The following is a 22,436-nucleotide window of genomic DNA, read 5'->3' as shown; positions in this document are numbered from 1 at the left end:
CAGTCATATTTATCTCAATAAGAAATTTAAACCTAACCAACAGATTACAAGTTATGAGAAAGGCATTTACGACCACCTCATTGAGATTAAACACGATACATTAAAGGTAAAAAAAGGGGTAATTACTCAAACGCGCTTCATTTTTCAACAGTTATTTGCTTTATCAGAAACTTTATACCGCTTTGAACAACATATAGATGACTTGAAGGAATCTCATAATCAGCAATTTAATATAATTAACTCTCGACTAACACAGTCAGAACAGACTAATAAAAACTTATTAAATGAGTCATTTAATAACACTAAGCAACTACAGAAGGTTGATCAATCTCTGTATTCACTTAATAACTTAATAAGACCGTATCACAATGTACAGCGTGATCTGTCTAGCCAATTTCAATCACACCATAATAGCTTAAAAGGTCTTCAGCAGTCGATTGAGAATTTATCAAATCGTGTACTATTTGAGACTAAACACCTTGAACAATTACAAATGGAAACGAAGCAACAAGTAACTAATGAATCTTCAAACATGTCAAAGACAATTACTGGTGAGTTAATGGGTATAAAAGAATCAATTGACCAGCTCACTCAGAAACAAAAAACAATGTGCGATTTATTTAAACATCTCAGTGCAGGAACAAAGGTTAAACATTTAATTGTTTCAGGTGTGAAAGTTAATGTTAGTTCGTTCATCCAATTAGATTCAAACAGTTTACAATTGAAATTTATTAAAGAAGATGGAAACCTCTTTATCACACAGTGTCAGAACGTCGAAGGAATCGAAATAGAAACTAAAAGAGAATGAAATTAATAGGTTATATATAATAGAAAGACTACTCCCTTCCTCATATACTATAATAATAGTTTTTTAGGGAGGTTTTATTATGCGTAACTGTCGTTTCTGTCTACCTGGATACCGTTATTGTGGTCCAGGTTGTATCGGTCCTGGGAAACCGACCAATAAGGTTGACCGGGCCTGCCAGAAACATGACCAATGCTATTATGCAGGGGTTAAAAGAAGGAATTGTGATCAAAAATTTATTCGCGAACTAGATCATTTATCAACCCGATACACACGTGAAGCTCGACATGCTCGCGCCATTCGCAACGTTATGAAAATGCGGCAACTGTTTTACTGGTAAAAACAAAAGGCTGCGAATACACAGCCTTTTGTTAAATTATATACTTTATTTTCCGTTTACTACTTCTTTTAAAATCTCAAATGAACGGATCTGTTTTTCTCGGTCATAAATATAGGTAATCGCCATGATTTCATCGACATCGAACTGTTCTTGGAAGCTTGTAAATTGGCGCTTGACTGTTTCTTTACTGCCTATTAGTGAAGCACTCGTCATCGAATCCACGATCTGCTTTTCTGATGCTTTGTAATAGTCTTCAATGTTGTCGATCGGTGGGTTTAACGGCGTTTGCGTCCCTCTTACAACGTTTAAGAAGAATTGTTCTAACGTCGTTTTCTCATGGATCGCCTCTTCATCTGATTCCGCTGCAATAACATTTAAACAAACCATCATATATGGCTTTTCTAAATACTCTGATGGCTCAAATTGTTCTCGGTATATTTTTATTGCTTCTGCATGTGACGAGGTGCAAAGTGTGCTGCAAACGCATATGGCAACCCTAACTTGGCAGCTAAACGAGCAGAGTCTGTAGATGAACCTAAAATGTAGACAGGGATATTCGAATCAACGCCTGGATAAGCTTTAACAAACCCTTGCTTCTCAAGTGGTCCGAAATACTTTAAGATCTCTTGCACATCATTCGGAAAGTCGTGAACAGAATCATGTTTAGAACGTCTAATAGCACTTGCTGTTAGTTGATCAGTACCAGGTGCTCGTCCTAACCCAAGGTCTAATCGATTTGGATAAATGGTCTCCATCGTTCCAAACTGTTCAGAAATTATTAATGGTGAATGATTTGGGAGCATTACTCCACCAGAGCCGACACGAATTTTCTTCGTATGTTCCAATGTATGTTTCATTAACATCGTTGTCGCAGAACTGACTAACGTTGATGTATTGTGGTGTTCAGCAATCCAATACCTTTCGTAACCTAACTCTTCTGTTGCTTGAGCTAATTCAACCATCGAATCAATCGCTTCTTTAGCCCCTTCACCTTTTCTAATTGGAACTAAATTTAATACAGATAAAGGAATATTTATTTTACTCATATTTAAAGTCCTTTCATTATTGGAATGTTCATTACAATCGTATCAGCTTGTGAATCACTTTTAAATTAATTTGCTTTTGTACAATAATATTATCCTTCATTACACTATTTTTAATAGAAACGCTTTAATTGATCAACTTGTCTTATCTCTTTTTAGTAGAACTTTCATAGAATAATACAGAGTTATAATTAAGGGGGGGGGCTTAAATGACATTAAGAATTATGAAGCTACACATTGAGGCTGAAACTAATGTAAATACTGAACCTAATTCAACTAAATTCTTCTATATTACTGATACTGAAACAGCACCGGACTCTACTTTATCAATTGATGCTGCTGATTTCTTTGATGATACTGGTACAGCAGTAACTGAACTACCTGAGTTAGAAGAAAACAATAGTTATTACAATGTTTACATTAACGGTGTTTTACAAATGGATGATATTTCTGTATACACACCTGGGGAAACGCAAACCGGTTCATTAGAAATTAATGTACCTGACGAAGGTGAATCAATTTTAGAAGGTGTACCAGTAGTATTAGAAGTTGTTAACTTCACACCAACTTCCGACACAGAAATAGCAACATAATTAGAAAAGAGGGATCTATTTTATGGTCCCTCTATTTCTATTGATAAAGCGCAATATACTGTAAGGTTATAGGCGCACCCTCTATTGGAGCATCTATAGTATTTAATGTCAGTCTTCCTTCTACAACATTGTAAGTATTAGGAGGTTGTAAGACGCCGTTAATATATAAATTTATAATTGAAAAATTATTCGGGTTCAAAATACCACAATTGCCATACTCGGTTAATTCATCATTATTTGTATATACTTTTCGCACTCCATCGGAAATAGCATTATACTGATAAGTCTTACCTTTCATAGGTTCTTTACTCACCTTTAACTTTAAAATTAAGTCAATGGTTGTCGTTTGCCAATCATATACTTGCTTAGTTGATATAACTTGCAGCTTCTTTGATCGTTTTTTCACACCAGTCACCTTCCTCTATTACTATTAACTTATGCAAAACTTTGAAAGGTGTTTGGCCATTCAACGAAGGAAGGACACTGATGCCCATGTAAATACTAGAGTCCATGGTGTAGCTAATGCGACTGGTAACGTTTTTAATGGTATATTTGATGTATTAATAGAGCTGTAAATTATCCAGCTACGTTCATTGGTAACTGTTCAGATGTCCCATAATAATAAAGATACCAATCACAATTGATTGGTGTCTTTATTTACTCAGATTCCTCTTGGTTATACTCTTCATTAACGACAAATGTCATCGTCGCTTCATATTTTATATCGTCCTGCTCAAACTCTGATCGGATTAAATAGTAGTCCGCATCCATAGTTTCCCAAGCAATTTTTCCATTCAAATCTGTAACTAGCTGAAGGTCTTTAGACGTGCTTCGTTGGATTACAGCGACTTCTTGGTCTTCTACTGGCTCTCCATCAAACATTAATTGTGCTGTTACATAATCGCCTGACTGAACGGTTAAAGGGTTAAACAGTGGTACAACCTCAACTCTTTTACTCACTTGTGGTTGATCAAATCCTTTCAGTTGATCCATCTCACTTAGCGTTGGATTTTCATTGGTGCCGACAAAAGATTTAGCCGTCCTCACTGTAGCCTCTTCCTGTTCTCCGTACTTAAAGTCTCCTTTTGCAATAACTGTATATAGCCCCTCTTCTTCTACCGTAAACGAACCGTTATAAAAGTTATTTAAACCAGCTCGGTCATCATCTACTTCTGATACTTCGCCCATATAATAAAATTCATCTGTAATATTCACCTCTTGATTTGAAGGTGTTTTGACAACCACTTTAGAATCTTGGACCCCCCACTTACGATCGATTCGATAACTCGTATGTTGATCAGAGTGATTGCCTAAATATAAACTAACGTATGCATTTTGGCCTAGTTCAACGATTGGGTTATTTGATTCGATCCATCCATTGTGCCCAAAAGCTGTAATTGATGACAATAAAATAAATAAAAATGCTACATTTACTGATATAAACTTTTTCATCAGTGACACCTCACAAAATCGATTTCACTTTGTAGCGTTCCAAAAATTATTGATAATATCCCGAAATATACTTCGTGTATTCATAATGTGACCATTCTTACAAATACTAAAGTTTAATCAATACATGAGGAGGCAAAATCATGAACGAAGGACACGAAGATATTATAACCATTTACGATGAAGAAGGTTTAGAGAAGGAATTTTCTGTTGCAGGGATGTTTGACATGCATGAACAATCATACGCTTTATTAAAAGATGAAAATGAAGTATTTGTCATGCGTGTTGAAGAAGAAGGTTTAGTAAAAATTACTGATCCAGATGAAAGAGCATCCATTTTAGAAGCGTATGAGATCGCAACTGAAGCTGAGTTTGGTGAGGAGTCCTAACTCAATATGAGCAAAAAAATCGTTGAAGCGATCCCAAATGACATAAGGGAGAAATACCACAATGAAATTGATGGGTTAAAGTTTACTAAAAATTTTCGCTCGATGACGGCTGAAGAATGGTACATCTTCTTACCTTCTTATGCAGAACCAAACACCAAAGGAGCAGCAGGTAAAGCTATAATCCATTACAACATATTTGATAATAAAGAAGTTTTTATTAATACGACGATCATTTTTGAAGATCCGGCTTTATTTGATCCAACTATTCATCCTTTCGTTTACTTATTGTGTGATGAAATTGTTAATCGACTTGTTGGCTATGCTGATACATTGTTATCCGTTCATGCAGGGGAAAATTCATATAATGCTGAGTATAGAGAGTAGAGAATGGGAACACCCCTTCTCTGCTCTTTTTTAATTTATTTAAACAACTATCGAAACATCATCATAACTCATATAAATATCACGGTGAGAAAAAGGAGGCTATTTTTATGAGTCAAGATACATTAAGTCAATTTGTTTATGAATTAGAAGAATGGGTATCTGATCTAAATGATAAATGGCAGCGTTTTAAGTTAGAACAAGGTGATGAGCTTAACGAAGAATTATCCAATTATGATCAGAATCTTAATGAATTTGTAGATGCAGTGAGGAATTATCAAGAACGTCAAGAAACGCTGTCTCACGATATCGCACAGCAATTGCAAAGTGAAGCGGCTAATTTATTCCATCGTTGGAACGGTTTAATTAAACCAGGTCATAAGGGTAGTGATGATACTAATGATGATAATCGATTCGTACCAATCGGAGGGCATGAGCTTCCTCCACTCCCTTATGCTTATGATGCACTTGAACCTTATATTGATGAACGTATTATGAGACTTCACCACGATCAACACCACCAAAGTTATGTAGATGGATTAAATAAGGCAGAAAGAGAAATGCAAAAGGCAAGACAAACAGGTGACTTCGACCTTATTAAACACTGGGAGCGAGAAGCTGCTTTTAACGGTGCAGGTCATTATTTACACACGATCTTTTGGAACATTATGAGCCCTGATGGCGGTGGTGATCCAAGTGGTGAATTACTAAATGCCATTAATGAATCATTTGGTAGTTATGATCAATTTAAGGAACATTTTTCTGAAGCAGCCAAAAATGTAGAGGGTGTAGGGTGGTCGATTTTAGTTTGGTCACCACGTTCACATAGGTTGGAGATTTTACAAGCTGAACGACACCAAGACTTATCACAATGGGACGTGATTCCACTACTTGTTCTTGATGTATGGGAGCACGCCTATTACTTACAGTATGAAAATGACCGTGACGCATACGTTGATGAATGGTGGAACATTGTAAATTGGGATGAAGTTGAAAGTCGGTATAACACAGCAAGAGAAGTTAAATGGGAGCAATATTAAGGAGAGGAGATTTTCTTATTCGCTCTCTTTTAAAGTCTAAGATGTAAAATTAAATCTTTGAAGATCTATTAATCTTGATTAAAAAGAGAAAAGTGTCACCTCTAAAAAGGCAACACTTTTCTCTTTTACTAACTAGACATCGGGACTTGATGTTGGATACGACCTTCTATACGTTTAAAAATATCTTCTAAACTCCGTCCTGTGATGGTCAGTCCATGATTTTTTAACCCAATAATGGCTCTTGATGGGTCTTCTTCACTTCTAATGAGTTCGGCTACTCTTTCAGCTAATTGAATCGTGCCACACGGGTAATTAATTTCCGTTGCTTTTACACCATCTGCCCATGCATGAATGTGTACGATCGCTCCTACTTCTGGATGCTCTTTATAAATCATCCAATGTTCAATAGCATCGACAGAAGCCCGCTTCGGTGTTACATTGGGTGGAATGCTTATTTCCATTGCATTCTTTTCCTCATTAAACCCTGTAATATACAACATATCTTGTCCAATAACTTTCATATCCGCTTTATTAATACCACTAGCGCTCATCCAAAAACTATCCTCATCTTCACGACAGCTTAAATTGCCATAACTAAGCCCACCGATCCCATATAGCTTCTTCAACTGTCTTAAATCACGCTTATTTAAATAATTTTCAATTGGAAAAGGCGCTGGTAAAAGGTTCATTCGGTCTAACTGTTTACCTGATTGTGATAACTTCTCAGTCCGCTCATTTCCTTCCCAAAGCTCTTCTTTCAGATCCTCACTGAATTCATTATTAATCACGAGCTGAGATGAAGCGACTGGTTCTAACCTCTCAAATACATTGTTAAAGAAATCCTCATCATCATTGTGGTAAGTTAGACTATAAAAACCTTGTTCAGGTGTAACAAAAAATACTTTCGTTTGATTTTCGTTATGAACAATATAGACTAAATGATTAGCCAATGACCTAATCAAATATGGATATGCTTTTTGTAATGTATTCGTCGATTTATCGTTTTGCTCAATGATTGAAATGACAAATGTTGCTTGTGCATGTCTACGAAAAGGTCGTGGTTTTTCTGGATCTAGCACATTAAAGACAATGCTTATATCTTCAACTGGCTCATGACAATGTTCATAACCTTTCTCTACGAATTTCTTTCTCAATCCATCTGTAAACCATGATAGAAACTGGCTTTGTTCTGCACCAGTTACGATAAAGTTACTCATTAAATATCCTCCTTGTCATTCTCTTCGTTAGTTTGGTTCAAAAACAACTTTTATAGCAGAACGATTCCCTTTTTTTGTAGCAGTCTCTAGTGCTTGGTGATATTCTTCTAAAGGATAATGATGTGTCACTAATGGTGACAAATCGACTTTCCCTTGTTCCATAAGGTCTATCGCTATATCGAATGTTCTTCTTTTTTCACCTTTATAATCTTCAAGACTATAAGCAAAACAGCCTTTAACTTCTAATTCGTTTAACCATACGGTTGTCCAATCGATTCGTTCCATTATGCCAGCTAAACCTATTAAAACGACTTGTCCACCACTTTTCGTAAAGCGGAGTGAATCGTGAACACTTTTCTTACGACCTACACATTCAAAAACTAAATCAGCTCCTCCCTCAACGACTTCTGCGCCAAAAATCGGGTCTAATACTTTTGCATCAAGTGAATTGGATAACTCTTCAACATAAGTTGATTGATCAAAATCAATTGCTTTATCGGCACCGTAATGGTAAGCCAGTTCTTTCTGAAGATTATGCTTTACTAACACAATAACGTTACACGAAATATCTAGTGAACGAATGGCAGCAATAACTGATAAACCAATAACACCACCACCAATTATGAGTACGGTATCATCATCTTTTGGTGGATTTCTCATAACACTATGAAGAGCACAACTAAATGGTTCAACCATTACTCCATTTAAGTCATTCACTTGATCTGGCAATTTGAACAACTGACTTTTATGCGCGACAACATGAGTTGACCAACCCCCACCTGTATCTCTGCAAGCACCAATTAACAACCCTGGAGCGACATCTCCTTCTGTTTTATGTATACATAAACTAAAATTACCCTTTTGGCACTGTGGACATTTATCTTGTATGCCTCTCGGTTCACATGACAAAACTGGGTCAATGACTACTCGGTCACCAACTTGAATACCACTTACCTCACTTCCTACTTCGTCAATTTCACCAACTATTTCGTGACCGATCGTAAAAGGAAATGAGGTAAATGGAGATGTAGCCGGACTATCATTTAAGAAAATTAAATTGAGGTCACTACCACATATACCACTATATTTCACTTTTACTTTTGCCCAATGATCATTTGGTAGTGTCGTATCTGCATCTTCTACAAATCGGATACAAGATAGTTTAGAATTCCAGTATAGTGAGGATTTAAACCGCCCACCAACTTTACTCATCACATAACGTGGTAATTTATAATCAAATTGTAATGCACCCATAATCAATCACCTTTTATTTAAAGACTTTAAGGTTATTTTGTCCGAATACATCCAAAAATAATCACTGTTGATTAATTTTTCCATCAACTTTAGGTAAGTCTTCTGTAGATTTTGACTTCCTCTCTTGTTCTTTTAATGCTTCCTCATAATCAAACTCAACTAAAGCAGCTACCATTTTTTCAAATTCTTGATAAATACCCTTAAAAAGCTTAACCATACATTCACCGCCCCAATGTATATATTTGCCATTAGTATTTGCAGTCTATCCTTTTAATTATGTATGTTAGTAAAAGATTTTATAAATTTTCTATTTTTATCCATAATATGTATTGTTAATTAGTTTAAAGTTAATTTAAGAAATGAGGTTTAATAATGTTATACGCATTACTAAAAAGTATTGCTAGGCTCATAATTCCTTTGCACTTTAAAATCAACGTAACAGGAAAAGAAAATATTAGATTAGAACAACCCTTGGTAATTGCTTCTAATCATACAAGTGCTTTTGACCCACTAATACTCGCCTGTATTATAGATCAAGAACTGCATTTCTTAGCTAAAAAAGAACTTTTCAGAAATCAATTACTAACCTGGGTATTAACTAACATCAAAGCTATTCCTGTCGACCGTCACAGCGGAAATACAATTGTTCCTGTAAGGAGATGTTTGAAAGTATTAGATGAAAATGGAACACTTGGCATTTTTCCAGAAGGAACATGTTGTAAAGAGGGAGAAAAAATACAACCTAAAAAAGGGGTTGCGTTCTTCTCTTCTAAAACGTCAACACCGATTTTGCCTATTTACATAAATTATTATAAACAAGGGATTCGCCCAGCTGTTGATGTTCAAATTGGAAGCCTAATCAAACCAGAGTTGCAACAAGACCTTGACTACACTGCTTATACAACCTTAGTCATGAATAATATTACGACACTTAAAAATCGCAGTCTGTATTATAGAGGTCTGCTAGATGAGTACAGTGACAAAACTAACAAAATAATATAAAACCTACTTAAAAGGTGTTGATTAAGTAATGTATCATTTTATAGTCAATAACAATTCAGGTAGTGGTCGAGGATTCAAACGGTGGGTACAAATAGAATCGACCCTTTTAGAACGAGAGGTTCCTTATGATGTTAGATTTACTCAAAAGCCGAACCATGCAACACAACTTGTTCGTAATATAATTCATGACAGTACCAATGTTGATGCCATCATAATAGTTGGTGGTGATGGCACTGTACATGAAGCTATTAATGGATTGCAGAATTCAAATGTACCTTTAGGAATCATCCCAGCCGGTTCTGGAAATGACTTTTGTAGAGGAATGGGGATTCCACTTAATTGTGAAGAAGCCTTGGAGCGTATATTGAAAAATGAAAAGAAACTCATAGATGTTGGGCATATTAATAATAAAGTCTTTGCGACTATTGCTGGCATTGGCTTTGATGGTAAAATCGCAGCAGAAACTAGCAGATCAAAATTAAAAAAGTTTTGCAATGTAATTAAAATCGGAAGTATTCCTTACATCGTAGCCATGTTGAAAGTAGTGTTAAGCTACCAACCAACAGATGTTAGTATTCGTATAGATTCTAAAGCATCTTCACATGAAAACGTTTGGTTAATTGCAGTTGCCAACACGCCTTTTTATGCGGGAGGTATGAAAATATGCCCGGAAGCAAAAAACAATGATAACCTCTTTGAAGTATGCGTTGTTAAAGGAGTTTCAAGGTGGAAGTTGTTAAGTATCTTTCCATCTGTGTTTAAAGGCCGACATATTAACCACCCTGCCATAAGAACTTACAAAGGTAAAAACTTAATCATATCATCAAATAATACAATGATTGCACACGGGGATGGAGAAATCGTTGGTGAAACACCATTTGACATTAAAATTTTGCCATCATCAATCTATGTTCTATCATAATTGAGCGCAGGGTCAAACCAAAATCCACTCCAAAAGCTTCTATCATTTCAAGCTCTTGGAGTGGATTAATTAGTTAACTTTAAATTGATTAGCTGCTTGTTGTAATTCCTCTGCCATATGTGACAATGCATCTGTTGCTGATGTTACTTCTTCGACACTCGCTGTCTGTTCTTCAGCAGCACTTGCTACTTCTTCTGCAAGGCTTGAAGCACTTTCTGTTTGTGTTGAAACGTTCTCCATTGAGTTAACAAGTTTATGACTTCTTTCATCGATCTGTTTAATCGATTCTGATACTTCTTCCATCCGTTGAGAAACTAGAGTTACGGCTTGTGCAATGTTCTCAAACGAGTGACCTGCTTTATTTACAAGCTCCTTACCTTCATCAACGTTTACTACGCCGTTTTCCATTGATTGCACAGCATGTTGCGTTTCGTTTTGAATTTCAGTAATAATACTTGAAATTTGGCCAGTCGATTCAGTAGATTGTTCAGCCAATTTTCGTACTTCATCAGCAACAACCGCAAATCCTTTACCGTGTTCACCAGCACGAGCAGCCTCAATTGCTGCGTTTAATGCAAGTAAATTCGTTTGTTCAGAAATATCATTAATAATATCTAAAATTTTCTCGACTTCTTTAGAGCGTTGATTCAAGCTTTGGATAATATCACGAGTTGATTCTGTGTTTTTACTAATCTCATCCATTTGGCTAACAGCTTGTTTAACAACTTGTTCACCACTAACCGCCTGCTTAGAAGTCGATTCAGATGATTCATTGACGCGTTCTGCCCTAGATGAAATTTCTTCAATATCTTTAGAAATGTCAGATACATACTGCGTTGATTCTTGCACTTGTTCAACTTGCCCTTCATTTCCTTCAGATACTTGTTGGATTGATTGAGCAATTTGTTCTGCTGCTCTCGTCGTTTCGTCTGCATTTGCGTTTAACTGTTGTGATGAAGCGGCTACTTGTTCAGACGACTCAACAACTTTCTTAATTAAACCATGCATTTGATCAAGCATTTGGTTATACTGCTTGCCGAGACTTCCGAATTCGTCTTGACTATTTACTTCAATTGGTTGTGTCAGATCACCATTGGCTACATTTTGTAACCCTGTATGAATTGTTTTAATTTGCTTATTCATGTATCGAACGAAGAAAAAGACGACTATTAGACCAACAACTACTGAAACAAAACCGATTAACAGCATCGTCTGTGCAGTGTCTTGTCTCAATAATGTTGCAAGTTTAGACATTTGGAAGTCAATAGCTGCAACACCGATCACTTCACCTTGGTCATCGTTTAATGTCGTTGCAAGGGTAATAATCGACTGATTTGTTGCAGCATCTAAATAAGGCTCTGTCCAAATAACTTCACCTTCATTTCCAAGAGCTTGTGAATACCAATCACGTTCTGTTGCATCATAGCCTGTTAAATCAGCTTCAGGAATATCATGCAAATATAGTGAACCATCAGGTGTTCCAAAATATAAATTTAATATATAATCATAACCTTCTGCGTAATTCGTTAAGTATTCTTCATAAAATGCAGTCATGTCAGGATCATTAGTAGAAGGCATATTGTCATAATTAACATCCGAACTTGGTATATCAAATGATGTGTATTGGAGTTCTTCCTCCTGACTATATGTATCTAAAAGTGCTTCATATTCTTCAAATACTTCAGCCGCCGCTGAACTCTCTCTTTCTAATTCAGCCTTAGGTATAACAACACGTTCTAACACAGATGATTGACTGTAAGACACAAAAATAACTGTAACTAGTGGAACCACTAATAACACAAGCATAATGACAGCCAACTTTAACCTTATCGATTTCATATAATAATCCCCCTCAATCATGTAGCTTAATAGTAATATCGGCTTACACAACCAAGAGTTTAGAATTTTCTAATATAATTTAATCATTATTTCCCCTCTTGTATTTCCCAGGCAAGCGCACAATGCGACGACATCAAACAAAAAGACGTTATTCATTCGACAAATATCATTAAAAACTAGTGACATATTTAAGACTAAAAGACTAATAGAATATAACGAGCTTCAAAAAACATTCACAAAAAGGAGGAATATAATGCTTAAGTCGATTACAGCTGCCAGTGATAGGCTCGTCCAACGTTACTTACCTGATGCGTTTCTATTTGCTATTATTTTAACGATCATTGTATTTGTTCTTGGATTAGTCTTTACAGGTAGCTCACCGGTTGACATGGTTGAGTATTGGGGACAAGGTTTTTGGGATTTATTAGCATTTGCGATGCAGATGTCCTTAATTGTTATTACTGGGTACATTTTAGCTAACACGCCTTTCGTAAAAGGAATCCTAACTAAAATTAGTAATATGCTAACTCGCCTGGTCAAGCAATTGTTCTAGTAACTATTGTTGCGTCGATCGCCTGCTTAATAAACTATGGGTTCGGTCTAGTTGTTGGTGCTTTACTAGCCATACACGTTTCCAAGCGGATCCCTTCTATTGACTATCGTATTTTAATCGCGGCTGCTTACAGCGGTTTTCTACTTTGGCACGGCGGTTTTTCAGGATCTGTACCACTAACGATTGCAACAGAAGGTCACTTTTTAGAAGATTTAGTAGGCGTTATTCCAATTACTGAGACTTTGTTTAGTGAGTTAAACTTATTTATCGTATTTATTTTATTAATTACACTACCAATTCTAAACTGGTTTTTACTTAAAGCACGAGATGGTAACTCTAGTATCGACCCTGAATTGTTAAAAACGCACACACAAACTGTCGAAGAGCAAAAGTTGGAGAAGAAAGATTTAACACCAGCAGAACGACTTGAACATAGCCAAGTCATTTCCATGATGATCGGTATATTAGGATTAGCCTTTATCATTTACCACTTTGCTACAAGTGGATTTGATTTAAATATTAATATTGTAAACTTTATCTTCCTGTTCTTAGGTATCCTACTTCATAAGACACCTCGTAAGTTTTTAAATAGTGTGTCAGATGCTGTTAAAAACGCTGGCGGAATTATTATTCAGTTCCCGTTTTATGCAGGATTATGGGAATGATGGTAGCTTCAGGACTGTCTGAACAAATGTCCACGATGTTTGTTAATGTTTCAAATGAAGTGACTTTACCGTTATTCGCCTTTATTAGCGCAGGGATTGTTAACTTTTTCGTACCATCTGGTGGCGGACAGTGGGCGGTTCAAGCTCCCATTATGATTCCAGCTGCACTAGAAATTGGTGTCGACACAGCCAAAACAGCGATGGCTGTTGCTTGGGGTGATGCTTGGACGAATATGATCCAACCATTCTGGGCATTACCATTACTAGCTATTGCAGGACTTAAAGTTAAAGATATAATGGGCTTCTGTTTAATCATACTCGTTTGGAGCTTCATTCCGATTGCGATCGGCTTACTATTATTCTAGAAACGCCCAAAGTCCCTCTAAGTGATCATCACCTAGAGGGACTTTTTTTGTAAATATTAGCAATCGAGATGCCAATTACAATTAGAGCTGTACCAATCAATATATTAGCCGTTAACGGTTCATTTAATATTAACCAACCGAATAGCAAACCAAATACAGGAACAAGTAACGTCGAAATCGTCGCCGTTACCATGTCGATCACACTCAATAAGATAAACCAAACAGTAAAGCAAAGCGCTGAAGCTAATACACCAGTAAATAAAACGTAGTATACACTCTCAGCATTCCATATGATTGCCTGATCAGATTCAGTAATCAAAGCTACAATCGTAATTGCCAAGCACCAAACGCCATCTGGTAACCGTTAACTTGAAGCTGTGACAGTCCTTTTAAAAATAAACGATAGTATATGTTCGATAATCCCCATGAAATGGCAGCAATGACGATTAACATCTCACCGAAAATCGTTGCAGCGTTTTGAGCTAACCATAAATCCCACCCTAAAATGGTTAATAAGCCTATTAATCCAACTGTTAACCCAACAATTTGTGGCTTAATTAGTCGATCTTTTAAAATGAAAACAGCTAGTAAACTGCTCCAAATCGGCATTGAATATAAAAGAATAGAAGATTTCCCCGCTTCTACAAACTTTAGTCCGTACATAACGAGTAGAAAAACGATCGCTGTTTGAAGTAGACCTACTATGAATAAGTGTTTCCAATACTTTCGTTCCGGCATTCCTACCTTATAAAACAGTAATATGCCGAACATTGTAACAGCACCAACAACGAAACGAAAAGCTGAAAACGTAAAAGGCCCCATATAATGAAGTGCCTCTTTCATTAAAGTCCAAGCATATCCCCATATAATCGTAATACTTAAAATTAGTAGTATAACAACCCATTTGTTTTGTTTTATGTAATTCATCATACGCTTTTGTCGATCATCCATACTATTAAATCAACCACCTACTATTTCATTTCTTTCATTGTATCATTTGGCTAATCAAATAAAAACTCAACCCGCAATTGGGGCTGAGTTCTATTACAATAACGTATCGAAAATTTGGAACACAATCTACGGATACTCTTCCTCATAAATTCCTCTCTCTAAGTTAAGGGTTGACCTTATTCAATTATAAACAGTTGTGTCCAATAGCTGTTTTGTTCGCCACCTTGTGCATAGCCGACTCCTAAATGCGTGACGTTTTCGTTTAATATGTTGGCTCGATGACCATCACTGTTCATCCAACCACCTACAACTTCCTCAGCTGTCTTCTGTCCTGCAGCAATGTTTTCGGCTGAGCCGTTGTTTTCAATCTCATAATGATCAATCATTTCGTATGGCGCTCCGTAAGTTGGTGACTCATGTGCGACGTAATTTTGATCGCGCATATCTTCTGATTTGATGCGAGCAACTTCAGCTAACCTCTCGTGTTGTGCTAGTCGACTTAGACCATTTTCATCTCGTATTTCATTAACTATTTCAAATACTAATTGCTCCATTTCATTAGGGTCTTGCTCTATTGGATGATCAATAAAATAAATGGTCCAGTAATGGCCGTATTGACCGCCACTAACATAACCGATTCCAACATGAGTGAAGTCTCGGTCGTATAAGTATGTTGTGAAATTACCGTCATTTAATTGTTCGAATACACGTTTAGGATCTTGAACACCGGCAGATAAACTCGCTGCTAGTGAGTAATATGGAATGTCATATGACTTAATTATGTCACTTGCACTACCAAAGTTAGGCGATTCCATATCAAAATACCCGTAATCCCGCATATCGGCTGATTTCTGTTCAGCTGCTTCATTTAATTGAGACAATTGGTCGAACTCCTTAATGTTTTGCAATTGACGTTCTTCATTCATAATACTAAATAATTGCTCAACCAATTGTTCATCTGAAATGGATTCATCTACTTCATGATTTTCTGACTCACTTATAACAGTATCATCATCCGATTCATCGTGTGACTGATGATCATTAGAATCATCAAAGTCGACAAATAACTCAATTGGCTGCTTTTCTAATGGATGCTGATTAATCGATTCATTCGCGCTTGCTTGCATCATCGTTGGCTGCCTGTCCAGTAAATTAGGAAATGCATAAAAAATTAGCAACCCAAACACAATTGTTAACAAAAACACTCCAATAATAGGCTTCCTCACCTTGTTTCTCCTCCCACCAAGCAACATATTCATTTTATTTGTCAGTAACTCAACTATTCTATGTATATTTTATTCCTAATAATTCACGATAAGAATGTGTGTATTCAAAAAGGAGTGATGATTATGGAACATTCAGAAGAAATGGAAGACTTTTTCCACGATGCATTACTGCATTACAAAGAAGGTACGAATGCCTTTAAAGACAAGCTACCCAAAACAACTCAAGGCTACTTTGACTTTACTGAAGCTGCTTTTGCAGATGGGACAATTGACAAAAAACATAAACAGCTTATGGCACTGAGTGTTAGCATTTATGCGCAAGATGAATATTGCATCATCTATCATATGAAAGGTGCCGTTGAGAATGGAGCTTCTGAAGAAGAAGTGCTAGAAGCGATTGGGGTCAGCGCTGCCTTAGGTGGTGGTGCAGCATTTGCTCAAGGTGTGACACTAGCAAAAGACGCCTATGAGTATTACTCAAGTAATAAATAAGTTACAATCCCTCACAATTGTGAGGGATTTTAATTATGTAAGTTATACTCTCGATTGATCTTGGAACTCGATTTGCTTATGTGACCCATCACAATATGGCTTATTACTAGAAGCACCACAACGACATAATGAAAACGCTGGCTTCGTTTCGTACTCATTACCTTCAGCATCTAATAACGTTACATCACCTTTAACTAAAATCGAACCATTATCTCTTACTTGAATGATTGGCTTTTGATCGCTCATTATTCATGCCCCCCCTTATATATAATCTTTAACTTATCATATCACGGTTTTTAAAATTTTAAAATATTAATTAAGTTTACATAATATTGTTATGGTAATCTAATTTATATTTCTGAAAATAAGATTGTCTCATACACTATATTATAGTAAATTTAATTATAGAATTTAATAGAGGGAGATTTGTATGAGTGAGGAGAAAAAAACAAAGTATAAAAAGACTTTTTCTATTGGTTTGACGATTCTAGGAGCAATTTATATTTTTCTTTATTTAATACCATTGCACTCGGTTGAGCCTAAAGCATTTTTTGAAAATGACCGTCCAATGGTCATCGCGCACCAAGGTGGTGAACATTTAAAACCATCATCAACGATGGCTGCATTTGAGAATGCGGTTGAACTCGGTGTTGATGCGCTAGAGACAGATCTACATATAACAAAAGATGGTTACTTAATTAATATTCACGATCCATCTGTTGATCGGACGACAGATGGATCTGGTAATGTAACCGACTTATCTTTAGAAGAACTAAAACAACTTGATGCTGGCCATTACTTTGAAGATGAACAAGGTAATCACTCTTATCGTGGACAAGGACTAGAGATTATAACTGTCGAAGAAATGTTTGAGGCTTTTCCAGATGAACGTTTCATTTTAGAAATTAAAGATACGAATCCAAGTGAACGAATGGATGAAATCATTGACCGATTAATTACGTTAATTGAACGGTATGACATGCAGGATCAAATATTAATTAGTTCTTTTGATCAAGCGATTATTGAGTCATTTCAAGCACAAGATCCATATGATATAGCCGTTGCTGGTGGTAGAGGTGAGATTCGGAATTTTGTCGTCACGCATAAGATATTTTTAAGAAACTTGTACAACCCTAGCGTTGATGCTATATTAACCCCTACAAATGAAAGTGGTTTCGATTTAACGACTAACGATCTCATCAGTGGTGCTGATCGACTTGGCTTGCATTTAACTTATTGGACAATCAATAATCGGGATGAAATGAAAAGGTTATTTGAAGCTGGAGCAGATGGAATTATTACTGATCGACCTGATTTGGCATTAGAAGTGTTAGATGAATTAGGGTATTAATAAAAGCGGGAGCGATGCGATCATCACTCCCGCTTCTTTATTATTCGATTGATTCAAAAAATTCCTTACTTAACTCGACTGTATAACCGCTTCCACCTAAGTCTTCTACATTTTCAATCATTAAACTTAATAGCATGTTTGGATTTGCTTGGTCATAAGAAACGAAAATACCATTTTGCGCACCATCTTCATCATCATGGCTTGCTTTTAGTTCAGCAGTTCCTGTCTTCCCTGCCATCTCTCTTCCTTCAATATCAATGTCTGTTGCTGTTCCTTCAGCGACAACATTTCTTAACGTATCTTGCAAAATATCATTTTCTTCATCTTCAATAATCGACTCGAACCAGACTTCTTCTGATTCATCTAATAATAAACGTGGTTCCATGTAAACACCGTCATTTGCTACACCAGCATATAGTGCGGCTAAATGCGTATTGTTAATTAATACTTCACCTTGACCGAATGATGAATCTGCAATTTGTCCTTCTGAACCAAAACTACCAGAGTTTGAAATTTGTGTAGTCGTTACTGGATAAGCGAAAGGTAAAGACTCTCCAAACCCTAAAGTTTCTAAACCGTCTTTAAACGCTTCTCCCCCAATGTCTAAACCTAACATTGCAAAGTAGATGTTATCAGAGTATTTCATCGCAACGTCTAAGTCAACTTCTGTATGTTGGTCATTAACACGTGTGACGTGGTAATCATCCCAACTATCTTTCTGCCATTGTAGACCTTCAATTTCTTTGACTTCATTAGGGTCTAAAACTCCCATTTGGAACCCAACAACTGAAGTGAATAACTTCATGGTTGAGCCTGGTGAATAGGTTGAAGAGAAACGGTTAATCGTCGGTAAATTTTCATCACTCATTAACTCTTCATATTGTGAATTTGTCATTCCTAAGACGAACTGATTCGGGTCAAACGTAGGGAAGCTTAATAAACTTATTATGTCTCCTGAAGCTGGATCCATAACCGTTGCTGTACCTGCATCACCATCAACAATTCGGAAAAGCTGTTCTTGCACTTCAATATCAATCGTTAATTGAACATCTTCTCCATCCTGGGCTTCTTGTTCAGCAACTGTATAAGTTGAACCATCTTGTTTATTAATGTAAATTTCTGCCCCGTTTTGACCTCTTAACTTAGATTCAAACAATTGTTCTAATCCGCGCTTACCGACACGGTCAGATGAAGTGTACCCTTCACCTTCTAATTCTTCCAACTCTTCAGCCGAAATTGGCGCAATGTAACCCGTTAAGTGAGCAGCTGCTTCTGCAAAAGGATATACACGATCTTCAATAACTCGTGTTGTAACCCCACTAATAGCAGTCGATTCTGACACCATCTCTTCATCAGTTAATTGAATATTTCTAATAGGTACAAAGTGCTCTGGTTGTACCCAGCTTTGATTTATTTTGTTTTCGATATATTCTTCAGTTAACTTTAAAGAGTCAGCTAAAGTGCTTAAATCAGATTCATCAAAGTTTTCTGGAGTAACTCCGACTTCATAGACCTCACCAACCGTTGCTAAAGCAAGTTCATGACGGTCGAGTATATCGCCACGTTTTGCTGTCAATGTGCGGTAACTTACTTCTTCATCTTGCTCAAGGTTAGGTAGGATAAACTCCGGATGCCATTCTACTAACCAGCGTTCATCGACTACCTCATCACGATCCACATTTTCTATTGAAAGTTTCTCCAACGTTACATCTAATTCATACTCAACAGCACCAGCCAATGTGTCAAATGACACTTCAAGTGGTAAAGTAAAGGTTTCTAATTCTTCTAACTCGTCGACCTCTTCCTCATCTAAATCTTCTCTTAAAATTTGAAATGAAAGATTGTTGATACTTAACGCGTCATATAAATGTTCGTATCGTTCTACGAAGTCTTCATGAGAAAACGTTTCACGACTATGTTCCGTAATGTGGTTGCTATATAGTTCTTCGAATTGCTCACTTTCCCAAAGAGATATGTAATTAGACAACTCATCATATGGTGTAATCACTTCTTCATCGTCATCACCGAAACAACCGACTAAAAGAAACGTTAAGCCAAGTAATAATACCACTAACTTCTTCACTTAGCACTCCCCCTCTCTATACTAATTATATAATAAATTCTTCCAAAAATTAAATCTCCGAATTCGGTCCGGGGAATTTAAATTCATTTTAACGGTAATTATTAAGTACATTTTGCAATTTCAGGGCGTAAGTAAGGTCCCCTTTTGCTTTAATTTTACCCATCATAAAAGCTGACGTCGCATTTAAAGAGCCATCTAATAACTTTTCAAAATTACTTGCGTTCATTCTTAATAAGCAGTCAGCATCCTCTATTAGAGACTCTGATAGTTCAACTTGTTCAGGTGATACTTTTACGCCCCACTCCAAGTGATCTTTATCTGTAATGTCAAAAGAATAAGTCGCTTGTAACCCATTTAATCCACTAGAGTCTTCATTCATTTTCGTAACTAACGTCTTTAGCTTTTCTTCAATTGTCATATAAACTCCCCCTAATTGTTTCTATTTACTATTTTATCAAAAAAGTAATGTAATTGAAGGAATTTTTTAATAATTAGTTTCAAATTATAGTGCAAGGGAATTATAAGTTTAAGAGGTGATTAGATGCTTTGGACAATTATAACGCTCATATTAATCATTTGGTTAATAGGTTTAGTCCTAGAAATTGCTGGTGGTCTCATTCATTTATTGCTTGTAATCGCTGGTATTATTTTCATTTATCAATTGCTTACTGGAAAACGAAGCTTATAACGGCTAACTCCATGTTAGTCGTTATTTTAATATCGTTTACTTCCCAAAAAGATTGTCGATTGCTATAATCGATTACAGTAATAAAGGAGTTGATAAACAATGAGTCAATTAAAGTGTGCGACTTTTGCCGGTGGTTGCTTTTGGTGTATGGTTAAGCCTTTTGATCAATGGGACGGTGTCCACAGTGTCGTATCAGGCTATACAGGTGGACATGTCGACCAACCAACATATGAGCAAGTTAAGCAAGGAACAACAGGCCATTATGAAGCGGTTGAAATTACATATGATCCAAATAAAATCGCTTATGAAACAATACTAGAATTATATTGGCAACAAGTTGATCCGACTGACCCAGATGGCCAATTTCACGACCGAGGACCACAATATCGTACAGCGATTTTTTACCATGATGATGAACAAAAACAACTAGCCGAACATAGTAAATACCAGTTGGAATCATCTGGAAAGTTTAATGACCGTATTGTAACTGAGATTTTACCTGCTGCAACGTTCTACCCAGCAGAAGAGTATCACCAAGATTTCTACCGTAAAAATCCTAATGATTATAAAGAAGACCGTGAAAAATCAGGTCGAGATGAATTTATCGATCAACATTGGTCATAAGAAAAGCCCCAGTTTAGAAACGCTTCTAAACTGGGGCTTAAACTTTACTTCAAGTAACGATCAAACCATCCAACAATATGATTCAATCTTTCAATTCTTAAGCTCGGCTTACCTGTGCGTGATAAGTTGTGATCTGACTCTGGAAAGCGTACAAACTCGGTTTCTTTCTTTTGATATTTTAAAGCAATATATAGCTGTTCTGCTTGTTCAATTGGGCAACGAAAATCTAGCTCATTATGAATAATTTTAAGTGGTGTATCAATCTGATCAACATAGGCAATTGGCGAATGCTTCCACATTTTATCAAGATCACTAAAGTCAGCCTTGATTTGCCAGTCATTAAAGTAGTAACCAATATCACTTACACCACGGAAACTGATCCAATTTGAAATACTTCGTTGTGTGACAGCGGTTTTGAAGCGGTTCGTATGGCCTACAATCCAATTCGTCATAAACCCACCATAACTACCACCAGTGACTCCTAGACGGTTTTCATCGACCCAGTCGTATTCATTTAAGACATAATCAACGCCATTCATTATGTCTAAATAGTCGCCATTACCGTAGTCACCGCGTACAGCATCAACAAACTCTTGACCATAACTATGGCTTCCACGAGGGTTTACAAATAATACTGCATAACCACTAGCTGCTAAATATTGCATTTCATGAAAGAACGAATTGCCGTAAAAAGCATGTGGTCCACCGTGAATATTAACGACCATTGGATACTTTTGACCGTCTTCGAATCCAACTGGCTTCATAAACCAACCGTGCACTTGCCAATCATCTTTACTTTTATAGCTAATTGGTTCTGGTTCGACAAGTTCAACTTCATTCATAAATGACTCGTTGAACTGAGTTAATTGTTTAAGGTTACCGTTCGTCAACTCAAGTTCATATAATTCACTTGGATTTGTTGGTTTACTAACTGTTAGTAGTGCCGTTTGTTCATGTGGATTTATATCAAAACCAAAAACGTGTAAACGCTCGTTGATCGCTGGATACAAACTACCGTCAATGTGACCATAATATAAGAGTACATTCCCTTGATTAGATACTGGAAGATAAAACTCTTCGTTACTCGTCCAAATAACAGGCTTTAAGACAGGTTGTTGTTGTATATCTGCAACGATAAAGTCACCAACTGGTGCATCAAATCCT

At 36.5% G+C, this 22,436-nt stretch carries 25 protein-coding genes and 2 pseudogenes; 13 read left to right on the top strand and 14 right to left on the bottom strand.

Translation table 11 applies throughout. The features are described 5' to 3' along the window. Nucleotides 1-808, top strand: an 808-nt coding sequence (locus A194_RS0104660) for a hypothetical protein (protein ID WP_029424980.1), incomplete at its 5' end; no start/stop codon positions are given. Between the two features lie 79 nt (nucleotides 809-887). Further along, complete coding sequence (locus A194_RS17315; protein ID WP_017185711.1) at nucleotides 888-1,145, top strand: hypothetical protein; 258 nt, start codon at nucleotides 888-890, stop codon at nucleotides 1,143-1,145. Between the two features lie 45 nt (nucleotides 1,146-1,190). Here the strand turns inward: A194_RS17315 and A194_RS17310 are convergent. Then, nucleotides 1,191-2,191: pseudogene (locus A194_RS17310) on the bottom strand (LLM class flavin-dependent oxidoreductase). Nucleotides 2,192-2,397: 206 nt separating this feature from the next. Between A194_RS17310 and A194_RS0104650 the strand changes: the two are divergent. After that, nucleotides 2,398-2,781 carry a DUF4183 domain-containing protein gene (locus A194_RS0104650; protein ID WP_017185710.1) on the top strand — a complete coding sequence of 128 codons (384 nt, stop codon included), beginning with the start codon at nucleotides 2,398-2,400 and terminating at the stop codon, nucleotides 2,779-2,781. A 37-nt stretch (nucleotides 2,782-2,818) separates the two neighbouring features. On the opposite strand, the gene A194_RS0104645 is transcribed toward A194_RS0104650, so the two are convergent. Together A194_RS0104645 and A194_RS17305 are read right to left on the bottom strand one after the other, a co-directional pair. Beyond that, the gene (locus tag A194_RS0104645) at nucleotides 2,819-3,187 is read right to left on the bottom strand and encodes a DUF4183 domain-containing protein (protein WP_017185709.1); all 369 of its coding nucleotides are present in this window, start codon (nucleotides 3,185-3,187) and stop codon (nucleotides 2,819-2,821) included. A gap of 251 nt (nucleotides 3,188-3,438) precedes the next feature. After that, on the bottom strand, nucleotides 3,439-4,233 hold the full coding sequence (locus A194_RS17305; protein ID WP_017185708.1) for a DUF4198 domain-containing protein: 795 nt from the start codon (nucleotides 4,231-4,233) through the stop codon (nucleotides 3,439-3,441). A 140-nt stretch (nucleotides 4,234-4,373) separates the two neighbouring features. Between A194_RS17305 and A194_RS0104635 the strand changes: the two genes are divergently transcribed. The 3 genes from A194_RS0104635 (at nucleotide 4,374) to A194_RS0104625 (ending at nucleotide 6,040) form a co-directional block, all read left to right on the top strand. After that, nucleotides 4,374-4,619 carry a DUF1292 domain-containing protein gene (locus A194_RS0104635; protein ID WP_017185707.1) on the top strand — a complete coding sequence of 82 codons (246 nt, stop codon included), beginning with the start codon at nucleotides 4,374-4,376 and terminating at the stop codon, nucleotides 4,617-4,619. Between the two features lie 6 nt (nucleotides 4,620-4,625). Then, nucleotides 4,626-5,003, top strand: a complete 378-nt coding sequence (locus tag A194_RS0104630) for a hypothetical protein (RefSeq protein WP_017185706.1) — start codon at nucleotides 4,626-4,628, stop codon at nucleotides 5,001-5,003. A gap of 107 nt (nucleotides 5,004-5,110) precedes the next feature. After that, nucleotides 5,111-6,040, top strand: a complete 930-nt coding sequence (locus A194_RS0104625; RefSeq protein WP_017185705.1) for a superoxide dismutase — start codon at nucleotides 5,111-5,113, stop codon at nucleotides 6,038-6,040. Between the two features lie 128 nt (nucleotides 6,041-6,168). Here the strand turns inward: A194_RS0104625 and A194_RS0104620 are convergent, their stop codons facing one another. From A194_RS0104620 to A194_RS20220, 3 genes are all read right to left on the bottom strand, one after another. Next, on the bottom strand, nucleotides 6,169-7,257 hold the full coding sequence (locus A194_RS0104620; protein WP_017185704.1) for a class II aldolase/adducin family protein: 1,089 nt from the start codon (nucleotides 7,255-7,257) through the stop codon (nucleotides 6,169-6,171). A 27-nt stretch (nucleotides 7,258-7,284) separates the two neighbouring features. After that, nucleotides 7,285-8,511 (bottom strand): zinc-dependent alcohol dehydrogenase, encoded by a 1,227-nt coding sequence (locus tag A194_RS0104615; RefSeq protein WP_017185703.1) that lies wholly within the window; start codon nucleotides 8,509-8,511, stop codon nucleotides 7,285-7,287. A gap of 61 nt (nucleotides 8,512-8,572) precedes the next feature. Next, nucleotides 8,573-8,728: a hypothetical protein gene (locus tag A194_RS20220; protein WP_017185702.1), complete on the bottom strand. Its 156-nt coding sequence runs from the start codon at nucleotides 8,726-8,728 to the stop codon at nucleotides 8,573-8,575. 155 nt (nucleotides 8,729-8,883) lie between these two features. Between A194_RS20220 and A194_RS17300 the strand changes: the two genes are divergently transcribed. Both A194_RS17300 and A194_RS0104600 read left to right on the top strand, forming a co-directional pair. After that, nucleotides 8,884-9,513: a lysophospholipid acyltransferase family protein gene (locus A194_RS17300; RefSeq protein ID WP_017185701.1), complete on the top strand. Its 630-nt coding sequence runs from the start codon at nucleotides 8,884-8,886 to the stop codon at nucleotides 9,511-9,513. 28 nt (nucleotides 9,514-9,541) lie between these two features. Continuing rightward, the gene (locus tag A194_RS0104600) at nucleotides 9,542-10,435 is read left to right on the top strand and encodes a diacylglycerol/lipid kinase family protein (RefSeq protein ID WP_017185700.1); all 894 of its coding nucleotides are present in this window, start codon (nucleotides 9,542-9,544) and stop codon (nucleotides 10,433-10,435) included. Between the two features lie 69 nt (nucleotides 10,436-10,504). Here A194_RS0104600 and A194_RS0104595 read toward each other — a convergent pair whose 3' ends face one another. Then, nucleotides 10,505-12,274 (bottom strand): methyl-accepting chemotaxis protein, encoded by a 1,770-nt coding sequence (locus A194_RS0104595; RefSeq protein WP_017185699.1) that lies wholly within the window; start codon nucleotides 12,272-12,274, stop codon nucleotides 10,505-10,507. A gap of 253 nt (nucleotides 12,275-12,527) precedes the next feature. On the opposite strand from A194_RS0104595, the pseudogene A194_RS17295 reads away from it, so the two are divergent. Next, nucleotides 12,528-13,857 (top strand): annotated as a pseudogene (locus A194_RS17295) (short-chain fatty acid transporter). Between the two features lie 28 nt (nucleotides 13,858-13,885). Here A194_RS17295 and A194_RS20635 read toward each other — a convergent pair. From A194_RS20635 to A194_RS20215, 3 genes are all read right to left on the bottom strand, one after another. Next, on the bottom strand, nucleotides 13,886-14,197 hold the full coding sequence (locus tag A194_RS20635) for a DMT family transporter (protein WP_237718737.1): 312 nt from the start codon (nucleotides 14,195-14,197) through the stop codon (nucleotides 13,886-13,888). Then, nucleotides 14,179-14,808, bottom strand: coding sequence for a DMT family transporter (locus tag A194_RS17290; protein ID WP_237718736.1), 630 nt, complete (start codon nucleotides 14,806-14,808; stop codon nucleotides 14,179-14,181). Before A194_RS17290 ends, A194_RS20635 begins: the two co-directional genes overlap by 19 nt. A gap of 176 nt (nucleotides 14,809-14,984) precedes the next feature. Then, entirely contained in the window at nucleotides 14,985-16,034 is a 1,050-nt protein-coding gene (locus tag A194_RS20215) for a CAP domain-containing protein (protein WP_017185698.1), read from the bottom strand. A 123-nt stretch (nucleotides 16,035-16,157) separates the two neighbouring features. Here A194_RS20215 and A194_RS0104565 point away from each other — a divergent pair, with 123 nt between their 5' ends. Then, entirely contained in the window at nucleotides 16,158-16,526 is a 369-nt protein-coding gene (locus A194_RS0104565) for a carboxymuconolactone decarboxylase family protein (protein ID WP_017185697.1), read from the top strand. 42 nt (nucleotides 16,527-16,568) lie between these two features. Here A194_RS0104565 and A194_RS0104560 read toward each other — a convergent pair whose 3' ends face one another. Next, on the bottom strand, nucleotides 16,569-16,772 hold the full coding sequence (locus A194_RS0104560; protein WP_017185696.1) for a CDGSH iron-sulfur domain-containing protein: 204 nt from the start codon (nucleotides 16,770-16,772) through the stop codon (nucleotides 16,569-16,571). Nucleotides 16,773-16,956: 184 nt separating this feature from the next. Between A194_RS0104560 and A194_RS0104555 the strand changes: the two genes are divergently transcribed. Then, nucleotides 16,957-17,877: a glycerophosphodiester phosphodiesterase family protein gene (locus tag A194_RS0104555; RefSeq protein WP_017185695.1), complete on the top strand. Its 921-nt coding sequence runs from the start codon at nucleotides 16,957-16,959 to the stop codon at nucleotides 17,875-17,877. 40 nt (nucleotides 17,878-17,917) lie between these two features. Here A194_RS0104555 and A194_RS0104550 read toward each other — a convergent pair whose 3' ends face one another. Together A194_RS0104550 and A194_RS0104545 are read right to left on the bottom strand one after the other, a co-directional pair. Then, nucleotides 17,918-19,960 (bottom strand): penicillin-binding transpeptidase domain-containing protein, encoded by a 2,043-nt coding sequence (locus A194_RS0104550; protein WP_017185694.1) that lies wholly within the window; start codon nucleotides 19,958-19,960, stop codon nucleotides 17,918-17,920. A gap of 88 nt (nucleotides 19,961-20,048) precedes the next feature. Beyond that, entirely contained in the window at nucleotides 20,049-20,378 is a 330-nt protein-coding gene (locus tag A194_RS0104545) for an SCP2 sterol-binding domain-containing protein (RefSeq protein WP_017185693.1), read from the bottom strand. 123 nt (nucleotides 20,379-20,501) lie between these two features. On the opposite strand from A194_RS0104545, the gene A194_RS20210 reads away from it, so the two are divergent. Both A194_RS20210 and msrA read left to right on the top strand, forming a co-directional pair. Next, nucleotides 20,502-20,648, top strand: a complete 147-nt coding sequence (locus tag A194_RS20210; RefSeq protein WP_017185692.1) for a lmo0937 family membrane protein — start codon at nucleotides 20,502-20,504, stop codon at nucleotides 20,646-20,648. Between the two features lie 99 nt (nucleotides 20,649-20,747). After that, nucleotides 20,748-21,272: a peptide-methionine (S)-S-oxide reductase MsrA gene (gene msrA / locus A194_RS0104535; RefSeq protein WP_017185691.1), complete on the top strand. Its 525-nt coding sequence runs from the start codon at nucleotides 20,748-20,750 to the stop codon at nucleotides 21,270-21,272. Nucleotides 21,273-21,316: 44 nt separating this feature from the next. Here the strand turns inward: msrA and A194_RS0104530 are convergent. After that, nucleotides 21,317-22,436: alpha/beta hydrolase family protein (locus tag A194_RS0104530; RefSeq protein WP_017185690.1), on the bottom strand; the 1,120-nt coding region annotated here is incomplete at its 5' end.

Source organism: Alkalibacillus haloalkaliphilus C5 (assembly GCF_000269905.1).
Classification (GTDB): Bacteria; Bacillota; Bacilli; order Bacillales; family Alkalibacillaceae; genus Alkalibacillus; species Alkalibacillus haloalkaliphilus_A.
The sequence above is the reverse complement of the archived record's forward strand: the minus strand, read 5'-3'. Positions and strand labels throughout refer to the sequence as shown.

Bases quoted from the DNA above. Each gene is read 5' to 3' on its own strand.
- A194_RS0104600 (WP_017185700.1), top strand. From the start codon at position 9,542: ATGTATCATTTTATAGTCAATAACAATTCAGGTAGTGGTCGAGGATTC.
- A194_RS0104630 (WP_017185706.1), top strand. From the start codon at position 4,626: ATGAGCAAAAAAATCGTTGAAGCGATCCCAAATGACATAAGGGAGAAA.
- A194_RS0104635 (WP_017185707.1), top strand. From the start codon at position 4,374: ATGAACGAAGGACACGAAGATATTATAACCATTTACGATGAAGAAGGT.
- A194_RS0104560 (WP_017185696.1), bottom strand. From the start codon at position 16,772: ATGAGCGATCAAAAGCCAATCATTCAAGTAAGAGATAATGGTTCGATT.
- A194_RS0104595 (WP_017185699.1), bottom strand. From the start codon at position 12,274: ATGAAATCGATAAGGTTAAAGTTGGCTGTCATTATGCTTGTGTTATTA.
- A194_RS17300 (WP_017185701.1), top strand. From the start codon at position 8,884: ATGTTATACGCATTACTAAAAAGTATTGCTAGGCTCATAATTCCTTTG.
- A194_RS0104625 (WP_017185705.1), top strand. From the start codon at position 5,111: ATGAGTCAAGATACATTAAGTCAATTTGTTTATGAATTAGAAGAATGG.
- A194_RS17290 (WP_237718736.1), bottom strand. From the start codon at position 14,808: ATGGATGATCGACAAAAGCGTATGATGAATTACATAAAACAAAACAAA.
- A194_RS17305 (WP_017185708.1), bottom strand. From the start codon at position 4,233: ATGAAAAAGTTTATATCAGTAAATGTAGCATTTTTATTTATTTTATTG.
- msrA (WP_017185691.1), top strand. From the start codon at position 20,748: ATGAGTCAATTAAAGTGTGCGACTTTTGCCGGTGGTTGCTTTTGGTGT.
- A194_RS0104650 (WP_017185710.1), top strand. From the start codon at position 2,398: ATGACATTAAGAATTATGAAGCTACACATTGAGGCTGAAACTAATGTA.
- A194_RS20220 (WP_017185702.1), bottom strand. From the start codon at position 8,728: ATGGTTAAGCTTTTTAAGGGTATTTATCAAGAATTTGAAAAAATGGTA.
- A194_RS0104565 (WP_017185697.1), top strand. From the start codon at position 16,158: ATGGAACATTCAGAAGAAATGGAAGACTTTTTCCACGATGCATTACTG.
- A194_RS0104620 (WP_017185704.1), bottom strand. From the start codon at position 7,257: ATGAGTAACTTTATCGTAACTGGTGCAGAACAAAGCCAGTTTCTATCA.
- A194_RS0104615 (WP_017185703.1), bottom strand. From the start codon at position 8,511: ATGGGTGCATTACAATTTGATTATAAATTACCACGTTATGTGATGAGT.
- A194_RS20210 (WP_017185692.1), top strand. From the start codon at position 20,502: ATGCTTTGGACAATTATAACGCTCATATTAATCATTTGGTTAATAGGT.
- A194_RS0104555 (WP_017185695.1), top strand. From the start codon at position 16,957: ATGAGTGAGGAGAAAAAAACAAAGTATAAAAAGACTTTTTCTATTGGT.
- A194_RS17315 (WP_017185711.1), top strand. From the start codon at position 888: ATGCGTAACTGTCGTTTCTGTCTACCTGGATACCGTTATTGTGGTCCA.
- A194_RS0104545 (WP_017185693.1), bottom strand. From the start codon at position 20,378: ATGACAATTGAAGAAAAGCTAAAGACGTTAGTTACGAAAATGAATGAA.